Source organism: Edwardsiella piscicida, assembly GCF_001896205.1.
GTDB lineage: Bacteria > Pseudomonadota > Gammaproteobacteria > Enterobacterales > Enterobacteriaceae > Edwardsiella > Edwardsiella piscicida.
Genome location: NZ_MPNU01000001.1, coordinates 3,708,032 through 3,724,744, shown reverse-complemented (window position 1 = coordinate 3,724,744; position 16,713 = coordinate 3,708,032). Strand labels below are relative to the sequence as shown.

Annotated in this window: 15 protein-coding genes and 1 pseudogene; 8 read left to right on the top strand and 8 right to left on the bottom strand. The window is 61.9% G+C overall.

Annotated elements, in window-relative coordinates; translation table 11 throughout:
• The first annotated feature begins 744 nt into the window (after positions 1-744).
• Positions 745-2,484: a sensor histidine kinase gene (locus BRD58_RS17205; RefSeq protein ID WP_069579495.1), complete on the top strand. Its 1,740-nt coding sequence runs from the start codon at positions 745-747 to the stop codon at positions 2,482-2,484.
• Here BRD58_RS17205 and asd read toward each other — a convergent pair.
• A complete protein-coding gene (asd, locus tag BRD58_RS17200; RefSeq protein ID WP_015462476.1) occupies positions 2,481-3,584 on the bottom strand; it encodes an aspartate-semialdehyde dehydrogenase in 1,104 nt (367 codons plus the stop codon). The genes BRD58_RS17205 and asd overlap by 4 nt on opposite strands.
• Before the next feature lie 273 nt (positions 3,585-3,857).
• Here asd and pldB point away from each other — a divergent pair, with 273 nt between their 5' ends.
• Both pldB and yigL read left to right on the top strand, forming a co-directional pair.
• Positions 3,858-4,892, top strand: coding sequence for a lysophospholipase L2 (pldB, locus tag BRD58_RS17195; protein ID WP_071890371.1), 1,035 nt, complete (start codon positions 3,858-3,860; stop codon positions 4,890-4,892).
• A gap of 16 nt (positions 4,893-4,908) precedes the next feature.
• Entirely contained in the window at positions 4,909-5,706 is a 798-nt protein-coding gene (gene yigL / locus BRD58_RS17190) for a sugar/pyridoxal phosphate phosphatase YigL (protein ID WP_012850139.1), read from the top strand.
• 43 nt (positions 5,707-5,749) lie between these two features.
• On the opposite strand, the gene fdhE is transcribed toward yigL, so the two are convergent.
• The 4 genes from fdhE to fdnG form a co-directional block, all read right to left on the bottom strand.
• Complete coding sequence (gene fdhE / locus BRD58_RS17185; RefSeq protein WP_015462473.1) at positions 5,750-6,676, bottom strand: formate dehydrogenase accessory protein FdhE; 927 nt, start codon at positions 6,674-6,676, stop codon at positions 5,750-5,752.
• An 85-nt stretch (positions 6,677-6,761) separates the two neighbouring features.
• Entirely contained in the window at positions 6,762-7,418 is a 657-nt protein-coding gene (fdnI, locus tag BRD58_RS17180) for a formate dehydrogenase-N subunit gamma (protein WP_012850137.1), read from the bottom strand.
• The gene (fdxH, locus tag BRD58_RS17175) at positions 7,405-8,358 is read right to left on the bottom strand and encodes a formate dehydrogenase subunit beta (protein WP_012850136.1); all 954 of its coding nucleotides are present in this window, start codon (positions 8,356-8,358) and stop codon (positions 7,405-7,407) included. The genes fdnI and fdxH overlap by 14 nt, the downstream gene beginning before the upstream one ends.
• A 12-nt stretch (positions 8,359-8,370) precedes the next feature.
• Complete coding sequence (gene fdnG / locus BRD58_RS17170; RefSeq protein ID WP_109579853.1) at positions 8,371-11,421, bottom strand: formate dehydrogenase-N subunit alpha; 3,051 nt, start codon at positions 11,419-11,421, stop codon at positions 8,371-8,373.
• 373 nt (positions 11,422-11,794) lie between these two features.
• On the opposite strand from fdnG, the gene fdhD reads away from it, so the two are divergent.
• A complete protein-coding gene (gene fdhD, locus BRD58_RS17160; RefSeq protein ID WP_012850133.1) occupies positions 11,795-12,619 on the top strand; it encodes a formate dehydrogenase accessory sulfurtransferase FdhD in 825 nt (274 codons plus the stop codon).
• Positions 12,620-12,722: 103 nt separating this feature from the next.
• Positions 12,723-13,397 carry a 6-hydroxyaminopurine reductase gene (gene yiiM, locus BRD58_RS17155; protein ID WP_069579490.1) on the top strand — a complete coding sequence of 225 codons (675 nt, stop codon included), beginning with the start codon at positions 12,723-12,725 and terminating at the stop codon, positions 13,395-13,397.
• A gap of 34 nt (positions 13,398-13,431) precedes the next feature.
• Here yiiM and BRD58_RS17150 read toward each other — a convergent pair whose 3' ends face one another.
• Positions 13,432-14,058, bottom strand: a complete 627-nt coding sequence (locus tag BRD58_RS17150; RefSeq protein ID WP_012850131.1) for a lysoplasmalogenase — start codon at positions 14,056-14,058, stop codon at positions 13,432-13,434.
• A 193-nt stretch (positions 14,059-14,251) separates the two neighbouring features.
• Here BRD58_RS17150 and BRD58_RS17145 point away from each other — a divergent pair, with 193 nt between their 5' ends.
• Both BRD58_RS17145 and BRD58_RS17140 read left to right on the top strand, forming a co-directional pair.
• The gene (locus tag BRD58_RS17145) at positions 14,252-14,569 is read left to right on the top strand and encodes a DUF1820 family protein (protein ID WP_012850130.1); all 318 of its coding nucleotides are present in this window, start codon (positions 14,252-14,254) and stop codon (positions 14,567-14,569) included.
• Positions 14,569-14,925 carry a DUF2500 domain-containing protein gene (locus BRD58_RS17140; RefSeq protein ID WP_069579488.1) on the top strand — a complete coding sequence of 119 codons (357 nt, stop codon included), beginning with the start codon at positions 14,569-14,571 and terminating at the stop codon, positions 14,923-14,925. The genes BRD58_RS17145 and BRD58_RS17140 overlap by 1 nt, the downstream gene beginning before the upstream one ends.
• Before the next feature lie 44 nt (positions 14,926-14,969).
• Here BRD58_RS17140 and BRD58_RS17135 read toward each other — a convergent pair whose 3' ends face one another.
• The gene (locus tag BRD58_RS17135; protein ID WP_012850128.1) at positions 14,970-15,245 is read right to left on the bottom strand and encodes a DUF1145 family protein; all 276 of its coding nucleotides are present in this window, start codon (positions 15,243-15,245) and stop codon (positions 14,970-14,972) included.
• Entirely contained in the window at positions 15,235-15,846 is a 612-nt protein-coding gene (gene rsmD, locus BRD58_RS17130) for a 16S rRNA (guanine(966)-N(2))-methyltransferase (RefSeq protein ID WP_012850127.1), read from the bottom strand. Before rsmD ends, BRD58_RS17135 begins: the two co-directional genes overlap by 11 nt.
• A 402-nt stretch (positions 15,847-16,248) precedes the next feature.
• Between rsmD and BRD58_RS18300 the strand changes: the two are divergent.
• Positions 16,249-16,713, top strand: a pseudogene (locus BRD58_RS18300) (signal recognition particle-docking protein FtsY); the annotation flags it as partial.

Here is a 16,713-nt window from a genome sequence, read left to right as displayed (position 1 = left end):
CACACCCCTGCCGCCCGGCAAAAGGTGTCTGTACGTGTGAGGCATAGGGAAACGCTGGGCGTGATGCATCTTGCGCCGTCATGCGCAGGGTTTCAGGGTAGCGACGGCATAATGCGCGCCGCGGCGAAGCTTATTCGCCCGGAGGAAACAGTGCCTGGGTATAAAACAGCATGATAACTGTCCGCATTTACGCGAGCGCGGTGCGCAGCGCGCGTGTCATTACTAAGGGTATGCAGCAGTTCGAGATGAAGTGTTGCTGCCCGCCTGGGTTCGGCAAGCAGCACATCGTGAAGATGGTCAGCTTGCCAAGGATAAGTGCGTGTTGTCCTGATGACTCTGACTGTCCAAAGAGGGAATCTCCACCAACTAAAAAGTGAGCTAACTATAGTTCTGCCCGCGAGAGCTGTAAACCGTACAGAGTTAAACCAATGGTTAACAAAGTTATCCTTTCTACCCTTCCATCGGGATGAAAATAGATAAACTTATTAAGTATCAATAGGTCGTGATGTATTGCGCGGCTCGCACTTTCTTACAAAAGCGCTTTACATCATTACATGATAATGATTATCATTAACTTGTTTTTCGGGTGGTGGCTTCACCTCCACCGGGAAGGCACGACATTGCTCACATTGCTTCCAATTTTTTAGCCAGCGTCGGGTGCTGGCTTTTTTTTTGTCTACGACCGCGCAGCGGCGGAACGTGCGCCGGCCTACAATGGCGACACATCGTGGCGAAGGAGGGGGTATGGGCGTCAGCCAGATGGATTTAATTTTGTCTCTGCTGCAGCAAATGTGTGTCTATCTGGTGATTGCCTATCTGCTGAGTAAAACGCCGCTGTTTATTCCGCTGATGCAGGTGACTATTCGCCTGCCGCATAAGCTGGTGTGCTACCTCACCTTCTCGATGTTCTGCATCATGGGGACCTACTTTGGCCTGCATATCGATGACTCCATCGCCAACACCCGGGCCATCGGCGCGGTGCTGGGTGGGGTGCTGGGCGGGCCGGGCGTCGGCTTTCTGGTGGGGTTGACCGGCGGTCTGCACCGCTATTCGATGGGGGGAATGACGGCGCTGGCCTGCATGATCTCCACCGTGGTCGAGGGGCTGGTCGGGGGGATGCTGCACCGCCACATGCTGCGCCACCATCGCCTTGATCTGCTGTTTACGCCTTGGGTGGTCGGCGCGATCACCTTGTTGGCCGAGTGTCTGCAGATGGGGATTATCCTGGCGATCGCCCGCCCGTTCTGGGAGGCCGAAGAGCTGGTCGAGCATATCGCGCTGCCGATGATGATCACTAATACCGTCGGCGCGGCGATGTTTATGCGCATTCTGCTGGATCGGCGAGCCATCTTTGACAAATACACCTCGGCCTTTTCCGCCAAGGCGCTGCAGATCGCCGCCCGCGCCGAGGGGATACTGCGTCAGGGCTTCGATCGCCAGAACAGCATGAAGGTGGCGCGGATCCTGTATGAGGAGCTGGGCGTCGGCGCGGTGGCGCTGACGGATCGCCAGCGCCTGCTGGCCTTTATCGGCATGGGAGCCGATCACCATCTGGTCGGCTCACCGATCACCTCGCACCACACCCATCGGGCCATTGAGCAGAACCAGGTGGTGTACGCCGACGGTAATGAGGTGCCTTACCAGTGCTCCATCACCCCGCACTGTAAGCTGGGGTCGTCGCTGGTGATCCCGCTGCGCGGCGAGGATAACCGGGTCATGGGCACGATCAAGCTCTACGAGCCCAAGAACCGCCTGTTTTCCAGCATCAACCGAACGCTGGGGGAGGGGATTGCGCACCTGCTGTCGGCGCAGATCCTGGCGGGCAAGTATGAGCAGCAAACCCAGCTGTTGGCCCAGTCGCAGATTAAGCTGCTGCACGCGCAGGTGAATCCCCATTTCTTATTTAATGCCCTAAATACCCTGTCGGCGGTGATCCGCCGCGACCCGGACCATGCGCGGCGCCTGGTGCTGTCGCTGTCGACGTTCTTTCGCAAGAATCTCAAGCGCAACGGCGATGAGGTGACGCTGGCGGACGAGCTGGAGCACGTGAACGCCTACCTGGAGATCGAGAAGGCGCGTTTCGCGGAGAATCTGGTGGTCGCGGTGTGCTCTGACGCCGCGCTGCGGGAGGTTCGTCTGCCGGCGTTCTCCCTGCAGCCGATCGTTGAGAATGCGATTAAGCACGGTACGGCGCAGCTGTTCGGCGTGGGACGGGTCGAGATCCGCAGCTGGCGTGAGGGGGAGCGGGTCTCTATTTGCGTGGAGGACAACGCCGGGCTGTATCGGCCGACGCCGGGCGGCGACGGGCTGGGAATGAGCCTGGTCGATCGGCGGATCAAGGCGCGCTATGGCGAATGCTATGGGGTGCAGGTCGACTGTGTGCCGGAGCGTTCGACCCGGGTGGTGGTGTGCGTGCCGTGGTCACCGCCGACGGAGGCCTTATCCCCGTCGACGGCGCCTGCGCCGTACCAGGGCGCGGACTAGAGCAGCAGCCTCAGCATACGGCGCAGCGGCTCGGCAGCGCCCCACAGCAGCTGGTCGCCCACGGTAAAGGCGGACAGATACTGCGGCCCCATGTTCAGCTTGCGCAGACGGCCAACCGGGGTGGCCAGCGTGCCGGTGACGGCGGCCGGCGTCAGCTCACGCATGCTCAGCTCGCGATCGTTGGGGATCACCCGCACCCATTCGTTATGGCGCGCCAGCAGCTGCTCCACCTCTGGGATGGCGATATCGCGCTTCAGCTTGATGGTAAAGGCCTGGCTATGGCAGCGCAGAGCGCCGACCCGGACGCACAGACCATCGATCGGAATCGCCTGAGCGCTCGCCAGGATCTTGTTGGTTTCGGCCTGCCCCTTCCACTCCTCGCGGCTCTGACCGTTATCCAGCGCCTTATCGATCCACGGGATCAGGCTGCCGGCCAGCGGTACGCCAAAGTTATCCGTCGGCAGCGTGCCGCTGCGCATCAGATCGGTGACCCGGCGCTCGATATCCAGGATCGCGCTGGCCGGGTTTTCCAGCGCCGGCGCGACCTGGCCGTGCAGCATCCCCATCTGGGTCAGCAGCTCGCGCATATGGCGCGCGCCGCCGCCGGAGGCGGCCTGGTAGGTGGCGACGGAGACCCATTCCACCAGATCGGCGGCGAACAGTCCGCCCAGGGACATCAGCATCAGGCTGACGGTACAGTTGCCGCCGACAAAGGTTTTCACTCCGCTCTCCAGGCCACGATCGATCACCGCGCGGTTGACCGGGTCAAGGATAATGATGGCGTCATCCTGCATCCGCAGCGCCGAGGCGGCATCGATCCAGTACCCCTGCCAGCCCGCCGCCCGCAGCCGCGGGTAGATGGCCTGGGTATAATCGCCGCCCTGACAGGTGATGATAATATCCAGCGCCTTGAGGGCGTCGATATCGGAGGCATCCTGCAGCGTGCCGCGGTGGCCGCCGAACGTCGGCGCCGGCTGGCCATGCTGCGAGGTTGAAAAAAAGACCGGGCGGATAGCGTCGAAGTCGCGCTCTTCGCTCATGCGTTGCATAAGCACCGAGCCAACCATGCCGCGCCAGCCGATAAAACCAACGTTTTTCATATGCACTCCTGCCTTGGATGGTGACGAGTTGCGGATCGGCCGCCGCGCGCCGGCGCGACGCGCAACGGTGTGATAATCCTCAAACTTACAAGATGTGCCGCGATGCGCAAGTGAATTTATTCGATGGCAGCGGAGGGATCGGCGCGCGGGACTAATAATCGCGGCGCCGCGCACCGCAGGGGGAGAGCTCCCCGCAGGCCACTTTTTATGCCACAATAGCCCGCAGTAACGGCGCACCGCGCTACTCTTATTTTCCTGCGCGATACCATGACAATGACACCGATGTCTTCCATGATCCACGGCTGGCTGACGCGTGAGCGTGGCTTTGCTGCGTTTACGACCGGCCCGCTGCTGGACTTTTGGCAGCGGCGCCGAGAGGGCGAATTCTGCGGCGTTGACGGCGTAGCGATCCGCTACGTGGCCTTTTGCGATGCGCGGCACACCCGCGCGATACTGATCGCCCCGGGGCGCATTGAAAGCTATATGAAATATCCGGAGCTGGCCTACGATCTGTTTGTGAGTGGCTATGATGTAGTGATCATCGACCACCGCGGCCAGGGAACCTCCGAGCGGATGCTGGCCGACTCGCACCGCGGCCACGTGGAGCGCTTTGACGACTACGTGGATGATCTGCAGCAGCTGTGGCAGCGCGAGCTGCTGGCGCGCCCCTATCGGCAGCGTTTCTTACTGGCGCACTCGATGGGCGGCGCGATCAGCGCTCTGTTTCTGGCCCGCCGCCCCGTGGGGCTGACCGCCGCGGCGCTGTGTGCGCCGATGACCGGGATCCGCCTGCCGCTGCCGCGCTGGCTGGCGAATGGCATATTGAGCTGGGCCGCGCGCCGCCGCGCGCGCCGCACCCGCTATGCCTTGGGCACCGGCTACTGGCGTCCCCTGCCATTTATGGTTAACGAACTCACGCACAGCCGGGTGCGATATCGTCGTTTTTTGCGCTATTATTCTGACTATCCACAGCTGCAGGTGGGCGGGCCGACCTATCAGTGGGTCGCCGAAAGCCTGGCCGCCGCCGAACGGATCCAGCGCGTGGCGCCGGAGATTGTCACGCCGCTGCTGCTGCTGCAGGCCGCAGAGGATCGCGTGGTGGATAATGCGTCACAGCTGCGTTTTTGTCAGACACTCGCCGCCGCCGGCAACGCCCCCTGGGGCGGTGCGCCGCTGGTTATCAAGGGTGCACGCCATGAGATCCTGTTTGAACGGGACAGCCAGCGTGCCGAAGCGCTAACCGCTATCGTGCGGTTTTTTAAACAATTTTCTGAATCGCCGGCACCTATTGCCGCCAACCCCTGCTGAGGTTAGAACGTACTCTATGTATCATATCGTAGCTTCGGATATGGACGGCACCCTGCTGTCGCCCGCGCATACTCTGACACCCTTTGCCCGAGAAACCCTGCGTCTGCTGACCCAGAAAGGGGTGCACTTTGTCTTCGCCACCGGGCGTCACCATATCGATATCGCGCAGGTGCGCGACAGCCTGGGGATCAAGGCGTTTATGATCACCTCCAACGGTGCCCGGGTGCACGATCCGCTGGGTGAGCCGATCTTCAGCCACAACGTGGATCCCGATATCGCCCACGATCTCTTCTCGATCGTGCACGATGACCCGCAGATCCTGACCAACGTTTACCGCAACGATGACTGGTTTATGAATAGGGAGGACCCCGCCCAGCGGGCGTTCTTTCAGGAGTCGGTGTTTCACTACCATGTGTTTGAGCCGGCGATGCTGCCGACGGACGGCATCTGTAAGGTCTATTACACCTGCGCCGATCACGATCGGCTGCTGCCGCTGGAGGAGGCGATCAATGCCCGCTGGGGCGATCGGGTGAACGTCAGCTTCTCCCTGCCCACCTGTTTGGAGGTGATGGCCGGCGGGGTGTCGAAGGGACATGCGCTGGAGTTTGTGGCGCACCGTTTGGGCTATGGCCTGAAAGACTGCATCGCCTTTGGCGACGGCATGAATGACATGGAGATGCTGAGCATGGCGGGCAAGGGGTGCATCATGGCCGATGCGCACCAGCGCCTGAAGGATCTGCTGCCGCAGAGGGAGGTGATCGGCAGCAACGCGGACGATGCGGTGCCGCACTATCTGCGCAAGATGTACCTGTAAGCGGTATCGAGATGGCCGGGCGCGCTGCGCCCGGCGCTGAGTCTTACTCTCCGGGGAACAGGAAGGGGTTAAGACTGCTGCGGGCGAAGCCCGCCTCTTCCATTTTGGCATCCAGCAGCAGCGTGGCGAGATCGTCGGCCACGGCGTCGACGCCGCTGTCTTTTTCCTGGTACAGGATTTTCAGATAGCTGCCGCAGTCGCCGCAGCTTTCAGCTTTTACCGCCGCCTGCTCGCTGTCGAGCGACCAATAGCTCAGATCGCGGCTCTCCTCGCAGTTGCTGCACTTCACGCGCACCATATGCCATTCGCTTTCGCACAGACTGCAGTGCAGATAGCGCAGCCCGTTGCTACCGCCGATGTGCACGACGCTGCTGACCGGCATGCTGCCGCACACCGGGCAAACGTGGCGCTGTTCGCCGTACTCCGCCTGCGCCCGTCCGGGCAGCTGGCTGGCCATTTGGGCCCAGTAAAGCGAGAGGGCGGCCCACAGGAACAGCGCCCTGTCGCTGCCGACGGCGGCGTAATCGCCCGCCAGCAGGGCGCTGGCCAGCGCTTCGCGCTCACCGGCGGCGCACTTCTCCAATCCCTCCAGCACCGGCAGTACGTGCGCCGGTGCCTGGGGACGCAGCTCGGCGATGATGGCCAGCAGCAGCCGCTGCCAGTGGGGCGTCCGGGCGAAGGTTTGCGTCGCCAGCGGCGGGGTGCCGTTGGCGGCGGCGTTGGCGACGACCGGCGCCAGATCCAGGGTTAGCGGGTTATCGAACAGCGCCTGCTGCTGCGCGTCGGCCAGCGTGGCAGCAAAGCACAGATAGTCGGCCAGCGGGTGTTCGTCTGCCAGCGTGCGCAGACGCTCTGCGCGCTGGCGGTACAGTCGCTGCAGGTTGGGCAGCAGCAGCGGAGCGATCGGGCCCAGCGCGCCTGAGCGGCGTTCGGCGTCGATCTGCTCCTGGGGAAGAATTCGAATGCTCATAGGGTTTCGTCTGATGTGTTGTGAATACATCGCGGATTCCCGCCGCCCCGGGGGCGACGGGAGGGGTCCGCGACAGAATGGGGGATCAGCTCGGCTTCTTACCGGACTGGGCCTCCTTTTCTTCTTCTTCCACTTCCTCTAGCCAGCGCGGGTGGTGTTTTCTGGCCCAGCGACGGCTGACCTTGCCTTCCACCATCCCTTTGATCGAGCCTTTGACCCAAAACGCCATGTAGATATGGATCAGGATGGCATGGATCAGCACGATGGCGGCGACGGCGTGCAGCAGCAGCGAGTAGCGCACCAGCGGGATCGGAAAGCGATCGGCGAAGTAGGGGCGCCAGATGATGATGCCGGTGATCAGCAGCACCAGGATCAGGCTCATGATGCTCCAGAACATCGCTTTCTGCCCCGGGTTATATTTACCCACGCGCGCCACCAGGTGCTCGTTGCCCTTCAGCACCTCAATGATCCCCTTAAACCAGGGAATATCCTGGCGTTCGAACAGGTTATGCCTGACGAAGCGAAAGAACATAACCAGCAGGGTAACAAAGATCAGCACGCCGAAGAAGGGGTGCAGAATACGCCCCATCTGCGGTGTCCCGAAGGTTTCGGTGAGCCACTGTAGCGTGGGGAAGAACAGCGCTATCCCGGATAGCGCGACCAGGAAGAAGCAGATCACCACCGTCCAGTGACACGCCCGGTCGATAAACCGGGTGCGCAGGATCAGATTATTTTTGCTCATGGTGATTCTCCTCTGCATGTCCTTGCGCCTGGCTATGCTCCTGCCCGCCAGCGTTCCCCCGCGGCGTATCGTCGTGATCGTCTTCGTCCTCCGTATTGGGACCGACGGCGATGTAGTGGTACAGCAGCCCGATAAAGGTAGCGATAAAACCGGCAAAGGCGACCGGTTTGAGCACATCCTTCCACAGTGTGATGGGGGTATCGATATGCGGATCCTTCGGCAGCCCGTGGTACAGCTCGGGTCTGTCGGCGTGGTGCAGCACATACATCACGTGGGTGCCGCCGACGCCCGGCGGATCGTACAGACCGGCATCGGCAAAGCCGCGCCCCTGCAGTTCGCTGATGCGCTCGGCCGCCAGCGTCTTCATCGCCGCCTTGGTGCCAAAGTGGATGGCGCCGGTCGGGCAGGTTTTGACGCAGGCCGGCTCCTGGCCGACGGCGACGCGGTCGACGCACAGGGTGCACTTGTACACCCGCTTGTCTTCCGGGTTCATGCGCGGCACGTTGAACGGGCAGCCGGCGATGCAGTAGCCGCAGCCGATGCAGTGCTCGGACTGAAAGTCGACGATACCGTTGGCGTACTGGATGATGGCGCCCGCCGACGGGCAGGCCTTCAGGCAGCCCGGATCGGCACAGTGCATGCAGCCATCCTTACGGATCAACCACTCCAGCTTGCCGTTCTCTTCGACCTCCGAGAAGCGCATCACCGTCCAGGACTTGGCGCTCAGATCGGCGGGGTTGTCATACACCCCGACGCAGTGTCCGACCTCATCCCGGATATCGTTCCACTCTGAACAGCCCACCTGGCAGGCCTTACAGCCGACGCAGGTGGTTACGTCGATAAGCTTGGCCACTTCCTCCTGGTGATTGCGCCCGTTGGGGGGCGGCGTCAGGGAATTGGTGGCCGAACGCTTAATAATGTCTTGGGATTGCAGTGACATGGTTAGCCTCCGTTACACCTTTTCCACGTTAACCAGGAACGCCTTGAACTCCGGCGTCTGCGTATTGGCATCGCCGACAAACGGCGTCAGCGTGTTGGCCAAGAAGCCGGGACGCGCCACGCCCAGGTAACCCCAGTGGATCGGGATCCCGATGGTATCGACCGCCTTACCGTTGACCTGCAGGGTGCGGATGCGCTTGGTCACTACCGCCTTGGCCTTGATATAGCCGCGGTTGGAGCTGACCTTCACCGTATCCCCGTTGGCAATGCCCTTGCTGTTGGCCAGCCGCTCACCGATTTCGACGAACTGCTCCGGCTGGATGATCGCATTCAACAGCGCATGCTTGGTCCAGTAGTGGAAGTGTTCGGTCAGACGGTACGTGGTGCCGACGTAGGGGAACTGCTCCGCCTTGCCCATCTGCGCCAGATCGTCTTTAAAGACGCGCGCCGCCGGGTTGGAGACCACGTTGGGGTGCAGCGGGTTGGTGCCCAGCGGCGTTTCGAACGGCTCATAGTGCTCCGGGAACGGGCCTTCGGCCATCTTGTCGATGGCGAACAGGCGCCCCATTCCCTCTGGCTGCATGATGAACGGCCCGACGCCGCTGTTGGGCGGGGCATTGCTGTAGTCCGGGATATCGATGCCGACCCACTTGGCGCCGTCCCAGTGCAGCAGTTCGCGCTTGGGATCCCAGGGTTTCCCTGACGGATCCGCCGACGCGCGGTTATACAGGATGCGGCGGTTCAGCGGCCAGGCCCAGGCCCAGCCCAGGGTATTGCCCAGGCCGGAGGGGTCGCTGTTGTCGCGGCGCGCCATCTGGTTGCCCTCTTCGGTCCAGCTACCGGCGAAGATCCAGCAGCCGCTGGCGGTGCTGCCGTCGTCGCGCAGCTGAGCGAAGGAGCTGAGCTGCTGTCCCTTCTTGACGATCACGGCGCCGCTGACCGGATCGGTCAGATCGGCCAACGCCCGGCCATTGTTCTCGCGGGCCACCTCTTCCGGATGCGGGTTTTCCGGCGTCAGGTAGTCCCAGGACATGTTGAGCACCGCCTCCGGCAGCGCGCCGCCCTCTTTGGCGTACATCTCGCGCAGACGCAGGAAGATCCCGGAGAGGATCTCGCCGTCGTTACGGGCGATCCCCGGCGCATCGGCGCCTTTCCAGTGCCACTGCAGCCAGCGTCCGGAGTTGACGATGGAGCCGTTCTCTTCGGCGAAGCAGGTGGAGGGCAGGCGGAAGACCTCGGTCTGGATCGTGGTCGGATCGACCGCGTTCAGCTCGCCGTGGTTCTGCCAGAAGCAGGCGGTTTCCGTATTCAGCGGATCGATGGTCACCAGGAACTTCAGCTTGGACAGACAGTCGACCACCTTGTTCTTGTTCGGGAACGAGGCGACCGGGTTAAAGCCCTGACAGATATAGCCGTTGACCTTCCCCTGCGACATCATCTCAAAGTACTGCAGGACGTCGTAGCCTTTGTCCCACTTGGGCAGCCAGTCAAATCCCCAGCTGTTTTGCGCCTGCGCCTTATCGCCATAGAAGGACTTCATTAGGCTAACGAAGAACTTGGGCGTATTGCCCCAATAGTTGACCTGGCCGGGCAGGGTCGGTTTCGGGGTGGTGGCGGCCAGGTAGCTGGCCAGGTCGGTCTGCTGCTCTGACGGCAGGCTCATATAGCCCGGCAGACTGGTCGACAGCAGCCCCAGATCCGTCAGCCCCTGGATGTTAGAGTGGCCGCGCAGCGCGTTGACGCCGCCGCCGGCCATCCCCATGTTGCCCAGCAGCAGCTGGATCATCGCCATGGTGCGGATGTTCTGGGCGCCGACCGTATGCTGGGTCCAGCCCAGGGCGTACAGGAAAGAGGTGGTCTTATCCGGCGCGCTGGTCTCCGCGATGTATTCACAGACCTTCAGGAAGTCGGCGCGCGGGGTGCCGCACAGGTTTTCGACCACCTCTGGGGTATAGCGTGATACGTGGGTTCGCAGCAGATTCCATACGCAGCGCGGATCCTGCAGGGTATCGTCGCGTTTGGCAAAGCCCTGATCGTCCAACTGGTAGTTCCAACTGCGCTTATCGTAACGGCGTTTGTCCGCGTCGTAGCCGCTGAACAGGCCATCTTCAAAGGTAAAGTCCTCCCGCACCAGCAGGCTGGCGTTGGTGTAGTTCTTCACATATTCGGCGTTGATCTGGTTGTTATCGATCAGGTACAGCAGCACACCGGAGAGGAAGGCGATATCGGTGCCCGAGCGGATCGGGGTATAGAAATCGGCCACCGCGGCGGTGCGGGTAAAGCGCGGATCGATCACGATCAGCTTGGCGTTGTTATGGATTTTGGCTTCCATCGCCCAGCGGAAACCGACCGGGTGGGCCTCGGCGGCGTTACCGCCCATCACCACGATCAGGTTAGCGTTCTTGATGTCGACCCAGTGGTTGGTCATGGCACCGCGACCAAATGTTGGAGCAAGACTTGCTACCGTTGGTCCGTGTCAGACACGTGCTTGGTTATCGACTGCCAGCATCCCCAGCGCCCGGCTAAACTTTTGGGTCAGATAGCCGGTTTCGTTGCTGGACGCCGAGGCGCATAGCATCCCGGTGCTCAGCCAGCGGTTGACGGTGACGCCCTGGGCGTTGGTGGCGATGAAGTTGGCATCGCGGTCCTGCTTGATCAGGCGGGCGATGCGGGTAAAGGCCTCATCCCAGCTGAGGCGCTGCCAGACGTTGGAGCCCGGCGCGCGGTATTCTGGGTACTGCAGTCGGGATTCGCTGTGGATAAAATCGATGAGACCGGCGCCCTTCGGACACAGCGCGCCGCGGTTTACCGGATGATCCGGGTCCCCTTCGATATGAAAAATACTCTCCTTTGCGTTTTTGGCACCATCCCCCAGGCTGTACATCAACAGCCCACAGCCAACGGAACAGTATGTACAGGTGTTACGGGTTTCTTTCGCGCGCAGTAGCTTGTACTGCCGGGTTTGCGCCAAAGCCAGCGACGGGGCGAAGCCCAGCACCGCTGCCGTTGTTCCTGCCATACCGCCAGCGCAGATCCTGAAGAATTGTCTTCTGCTGACTTGCATGGATTGCTCCTCAAATAGCCACATTGTTTGTTGAAATACCCCGGCGGGCCCGATGCTGCCGGTGTGTTTCCTTTTCATTGTTTGTTATTGCGTGTCGCTTTTTTGGGTATTATTTCCCTACTCGCAGTGTACCATGAAAGTATATTAAAATGTTAATGAGAGGTTTTAAAACAGGGTGCCTTTTGATAGGGAAATGCGCTGTTTTTAGCTTCTTTTTTCCATTTTTGTTATGTGATTCAAATTACTGAGTTGCCCTTTCGGTCGAACTGCGCTACGCGGCGGTCATGTCGGTGAAAATTGATCGTCATGGATATAGCGTCCGGTGAGAGGCGATGGGTTTTTCCCTTACCGGTCAATTTGATGGGAATAGCACGTGAATAAGAGAGCGTCTCTACTGCCGCAGCGCGTGTGCGGCGCGACGACCGTTCCGGTCTGGCCACGCACCGAACCGAGCGAGCCGCGGCCTGACTGGGTCGCCAACGAGGTTCCGGTCGCCCTGGTCTATAACGGTATTTCCCACGTAGTGATGATGGCGTCGCCGAAAGAGCTAGAGGCGTTTGCCCTGGGCTTCTCCCTGTCAGAGGGGATCATCCGTTCGCCGCAGGACATCTACGGCATGGAGGTTCAGACGGCCTGTCATGGGCTGGAGGTTCAGATCGAGCTTTCCAGTCGCTGTTTTATGGCGCTGAAGGCGCGCCGTCGCTCGCTGGCCGGTCGCACCGGGTGCGGCGTGTGCGGGGTTGAACAGATTGGCGATGCGCTGCGTCCGCTGGCGCCGTTGCCGTTTAGCCAGCGTTTCGATCTGGCGACGCTGGACGGCGCGCTGGCGCGCCTGCGCGAGGTGCAGACGATCGGTAACCTGACCGGCTGTACCCACGCCGCCGCGTGGCTTGACGGCGAGGGGGTGCTGCAGGGAGGCTGCGAGGACGTCGGGCGTCATGTGGCGTTGGATAAGCTGCTGGGCCTGCGTGCCCGCCAGCCCGGGTGGCAGGCCGGTGCGGCGCTGGTATCCAGCCGCGCCAGCTATGAAATGGTACAGAAGGCGGCGATGTGCGGGGTGGAGATCCTGTTCGCCGTCTCCGCGGCCACCACCCTGGCCATTGAGGTGGCTGAGCGCTGCAACCTGACGCTGGTGGGGTTCTGCCGTCCCGGGAAGGGGACGATTTTTACCCATCCTCAGCGCCTGCTCGCCGTGTGAGTTACGCCCGTCTGTGCCGCCGCATGCGGCGGTTTTCTCCGCTGCCGTTGCCCGCTATAGTGGTGGGCGGCAAATCCTTTTCCCCTCATCTGGAGCTATCGTCATGCGCTATCCCGAAGTCTACGTTGGTCGCTGTGCACCTTTTATCGGCGGTAAAAGCAGCGCCATCGTTAAACATCAGATGACCGATGCCCTGACGCTGCTGCATCTGGGGCTAGCGGGGGATGAACAGGCGGAGTCGCGGATACACGGCGGCGCCGATCGGGCGCTGTGCCACTATCCGCGCGAGCACTATGACTACTGGCGTCAGGCGTATCCGCAGCAGGCGGAGCGTTTTGAGGCCGCGGTCTTCGGTGAAAACCTGTCGACTCTCGGGATGGATGAGGCGTCGGTCTTTATCGGCGATATTTATCGCTGGGGCGAGGCGCTGATTCAGGTGACTCAGCCGCGTTCTCCCTGCTACAAGCTGAATCAGATGATGGAGATAGGCGATCTCTCCCTGCACATGCAGCAAAGTGGCCGCTGCGGCTGGCTGTACCGGGTCGTGGCGGAGGGGCGCGTCGGCGATCGCTGCCCGCTGGAGCTGGTGTCGCGCAACGGTGATATCAGCGTGGCGCAGTGTATCGCCATTGTTTTCCACATGCCGTTCGATGAAGCGGAGTACCGCCGCTTGCTGGCCTGCGCCGGGCTTTCCGCCAGCTGGTGCAAGACATTGCAGAATCGCCTACTGCACGGGCGTATTGAAGAGATGAACCGGCGTTTGTACGGGCGGGGGTAGCGCCGGTCCCGCGCAAGGCGGGCCGGCGGCGGAGTCAGAGATACAGGGAGCGGACGATCAGAAAGTGTCCGACGAAGTAGCCGAAGGCGATGAGCGCGCCGGCGGCGCGGAAGTGGGTGCGGAAGCGGTCGATAAGCCAGACGGTGTTGGCCAGCAGCAGCAGCCAGGCGCCGAGCAGCAGAGAAAATCCCTGATCGTCACCGCGGGCGAAGTACTGGGCCCCGGCGATCCACACCATCACCAGCATCATCGCCACATAGGTGACCACGGGCCAGCGCAGGGTCTCCAGGGGGCCCCAGATGATGGCCAGCAGCACCACGCCGATGGCTAGCAGGATCAGCAGCGGCGGCCAGTACAGAGCCAGGGTCATGGCGCTGGCAAAGCTGATGGTATACAGCAGCTGGGAGAGAAACAGCGCGCCGATGGCATACAGCATCCGCTCACGCGGCAGCAGCAGCAGGGCATCCGCTGCCAGGGTCGCCAGCAGGCCCAGCAGAATGAAATAGCCGCCGGGCCCCAGATGCGGCGCGTTCCAGCCCAGCATCAGCAACAGCAGCAGGGTCAGGGGCTTAAATAGCCAGCGCTGCCAGCTCGGACCACGGTAACTGGCGTCGACGTACAGCCAGCCGGAAAATAGAACCGCCAGAAATGCCCAACTCATGCAGCCTCCTACTCAGGGTGTGGGGATCGGCGCCGCGCGCCGAAGAGTCCATGGTCTGAGTGTAGGGGATGGCGTCGGGAGCGACAATGGTTTCCCGCTGCCGATGTAAAGGCGAGGGTCCCTATGTTAGGCTGTGGGCGCGCCCGTCGGGCGATCGTGTTAAATGTCTTAACGGAGGAGTCGACGCAGCACCATGTCCAGTCAGCCGCTATACCGTATCCAGTTCATGAATAACGGAAAAAATTATCAGCTGTACGTGCGGGAAATCATACAGAGTCCGCTGTTTGGCTTTATTGAGATCGCGGATTTCGTCTTTGACAGCCACGGCTCGCTGCTGGTCGATCCGAGCGAAGAGAAGCTGAAAAGCGAGTTCGCCGGGGTGACGCGCAGCTACATCCCGATTCAGGCGGTGATCCGTATCGACGCCGTGACCGAGCGCGGCAGCGCCCGTATCTCCGATCTGGCGGATAACGTGGCGGTATTTCCGCTGTTTAACGGGAAGAAGCCCTGATGAGTCGCCCGCCGCTGTTTTTTATCATCGTGGTGGTCGCGATCGCGTTGCTGGCGACCCAGCGCTTTGTTCAGCAGCGGCGCCAGCATGCCGCTAACGATGCCGCGCCGTCGCAGAGCCTGCGGGCGACGCTGACGGAGAAGCGCGCGCTGCCGTCGCCGCTGCGTTCGCGCCAGCGGGAGGAGATCGTCGCTGAAACGGTACGTTATTCGCTCCAGTTTACGCCGCTGGGGGGAGGGGAGCCGCGGCGTTTTACCCTGCCTGAGCGTGACTGTGCGACGCTGACGCCTGGGATGCGGGGGACGCTGCGTGTGCAGGGCACCCGCTTCGTCGCTTTCTCCCCGGATGCGGTTTAAGTGACGCGCCGGCGTGTGTCCCGCAGAGTCTCGGGACACCGCCCTTATTTCTTCGGGCGTGGCGGCTGCTTCTTTTGCCAGGCGAGCAGCTCAAATACGCCGAACAGAAAGATGCGCAGCTCCAGCCAAAAGCCGAGCTTGCGCTGCTCCAGCGGTAGGGTGCTCTTCAGCATGGTGACCTGCAGGCCGTGCATCAGCACCATAAAGACCATCGCCACGTTGACGAAGATATTCAGCGGGCGCGGAAACGCGTGCAGCAGGTTGGCCAGCATGAATCCCCACACGCCCAGCATCAGCAGGCGGCCAATATTAATCCACATGGTTGTCTCCCTCGTGTTGCGCCGTCGCCTGGCGTCGGTACAGCCGATAGGCGACCTGTCCGGCGACCTTTTCACGCTGTAGCGCCCAGCTGGCTGGAATGGGCAGGGCAGGGCCGTCGACCTCACTCTCGACATAAATCCAGGCGTCCGCCGCCAGCCAGCCGTTCTGCTCCAGCAGCGTCAGCGTGTCGTTCAGCAGCCCCTGGCGGAAGGGGGGATCGAGAAACACCACCTGATACGGCGTTCCCGGCTGCGCCAGAAAGCGCAGCGTATCGGTGTGGATCACCTCAATCTGGGGACAGTTGAGCAGGGCCGCGTTTTTACGCAGTCCCGCCGCGACCTGCCGATCGGACTCCAGCAGGGTCGCGCGCGCCGCGTAGCGCGAGACGGCCTCAAACCCCAAGGCGCCGCTGCCGGCGAAGGCATCCAGACACTGGGTATCGTGCAGGATCGGCGCTAGCCAGTTGAACAGGGTTTCCCGAACCCGGTCGGTGGTGGGGCGGAGTCCCGGGCTGTCCGGCACCGGCAGTTTGCGGCCGCGCCACTGTCCGGCGATGATGCGGATCTGGCCGCAGGGTTGTGCGTGAGGTTTTTTTGCCATGTAATCTGTTAGTGTCGTTGGGGAAACAGTGAGCGGCGTCAGACGGATGTCCGTCCTACGGCTCGCCCGCCATCGGAGCCGGCGGCAGAGCGGATGCGTGCGCGGCGCAGGCCGTGCCATACTGTTTAATGGTCCGCTTCGCCGCTTTCGCTAGGCGCGCTGGCCAAAGATGCCGCCTGCGGCGCTCTTGGGCGCAGGCGGAACACAGCCTAATCCTTTATTGATTGAAATGCCACCCGAAACCCGGTTACATCCATGTTGCGAGCGATGGTTAAGTGATAAACTCAATCCTTGATATTTTTTAAACCGAATTGATGTCTCTCGTCGCGCGGCTTTGCCCGCGCCAGCTAACGGCGGGAGTTCGCTTATAGCCTTGATTTGAGGCGGGAGTAGAGTCGTAAGATGGCAAAAGATAAGAAACGTGGATTTTTCTCCTGGCTGGGATTTGGCCGACAGCAGGAAGATCAGCCCCAAGAGCACTCCCCGGCGCAGTCGCAGGAGCACGCGCCCGAGCCGGCCGCTCCGGCCGCCGATCCCGCGTCAGTTCCCGAACCTTGCGCAGAGATAGCCCCCGCCGAAACGCCAGCGCTTGACATTGCGCCCGCCGTGACGACGCTTGCTGCAGAGCAGGCAGAGCAGGCAGAGCAGGCAGAGCAGGCAGAGCAGGCAGAGCAGGCAGAGCAGGCAGAGCAGGCAGAGCAGGCAGAGCAGGCAGAGCAGGCAGAGCAGGCAGAGCAGGCAGAGCAGGCAGAGCAGGCAGAGCAGGCAGAGCAGGCAGAGCAGGCAGAGCAGGCAGAGCAGGCAGAGCAGGCAGAGCAGGCAGAGCAGGCAGAGCAGGCAGAGCAGGCAGAGCAGGCAGAGCAGGCA

What these genes read in the sequence shown, in the direction of transcription:
- fdhE (WP_015462473.1), bottom strand. Translation starts at nt 6,676, where the DNA reads ATGAGCATTCGAATTCTTCCCCAGGAGCAGATCGACGCCGAACGCCGC.
- asd (WP_015462476.1), bottom strand. Translation starts at nt 3,584, where the DNA reads ATGAAAAACGTTGGTTTTATCGGCTGGCGCGGCATGGTTGGCTCGGTG.
- BRD58_RS17135 (WP_012850128.1), bottom strand. Translation starts at nt 15,245, where the DNA reads ATGTGGATTAATATTGGCCGCCTGCTGATGCTGGGCGTGTGGGGATTC.
- pldB (WP_071890371.1), top strand. Translation starts at nt 3,858, where the DNA reads ATGACACCGATGTCTTCCATGATCCACGGCTGGCTGACGCGTGAGCGT.
- BRD58_RS17140 (WP_069579488.1), top strand. Translation starts at nt 14,569, where the DNA reads ATGAGTCGCCCGCCGCTGTTTTTTATCATCGTGGTGGTCGCGATCGCG.
- BRD58_RS17150 (WP_012850131.1), bottom strand. Translation starts at nt 14,058, where the DNA reads ATGAGTTGGGCATTTCTGGCGGTTCTATTTTCCGGCTGGCTGTACGTC.
- fdxH (WP_012850136.1), bottom strand. Translation starts at nt 8,358, where the DNA reads ATGTCACTGCAATCCCAAGACATTATTAAGCGTTCGGCCACCAATTCC.
- yiiM (WP_069579490.1), top strand. Translation starts at nt 12,723, where the DNA reads ATGCGCTATCCCGAAGTCTACGTTGGTCGCTGTGCACCTTTTATCGGC.
- fdnI (WP_012850137.1), bottom strand. Translation starts at nt 7,418, where the DNA reads ATGAGCAAAAATAATCTGATCCTGCGCACCCGGTTTATCGACCGGGCG.
- yigL (WP_012850139.1), top strand. Translation starts at nt 4,909, where the DNA reads ATGTATCATATCGTAGCTTCGGATATGGACGGCACCCTGCTGTCGCCC.
- rsmD (WP_012850127.1), bottom strand. Translation starts at nt 15,846, where the DNA reads ATGGCAAAAAAACCTCACGCACAACCCTGCGGCCAGATCCGCATCATC.
- BRD58_RS17145 (WP_012850130.1), top strand. Translation starts at nt 14,252, where the DNA reads ATGTCCAGTCAGCCGCTATACCGTATCCAGTTCATGAATAACGGAAAA.
- BRD58_RS17205 (WP_069579495.1), top strand. Translation starts at nt 745, where the DNA reads ATGGGCGTCAGCCAGATGGATTTAATTTTGTCTCTGCTGCAGCAAATG.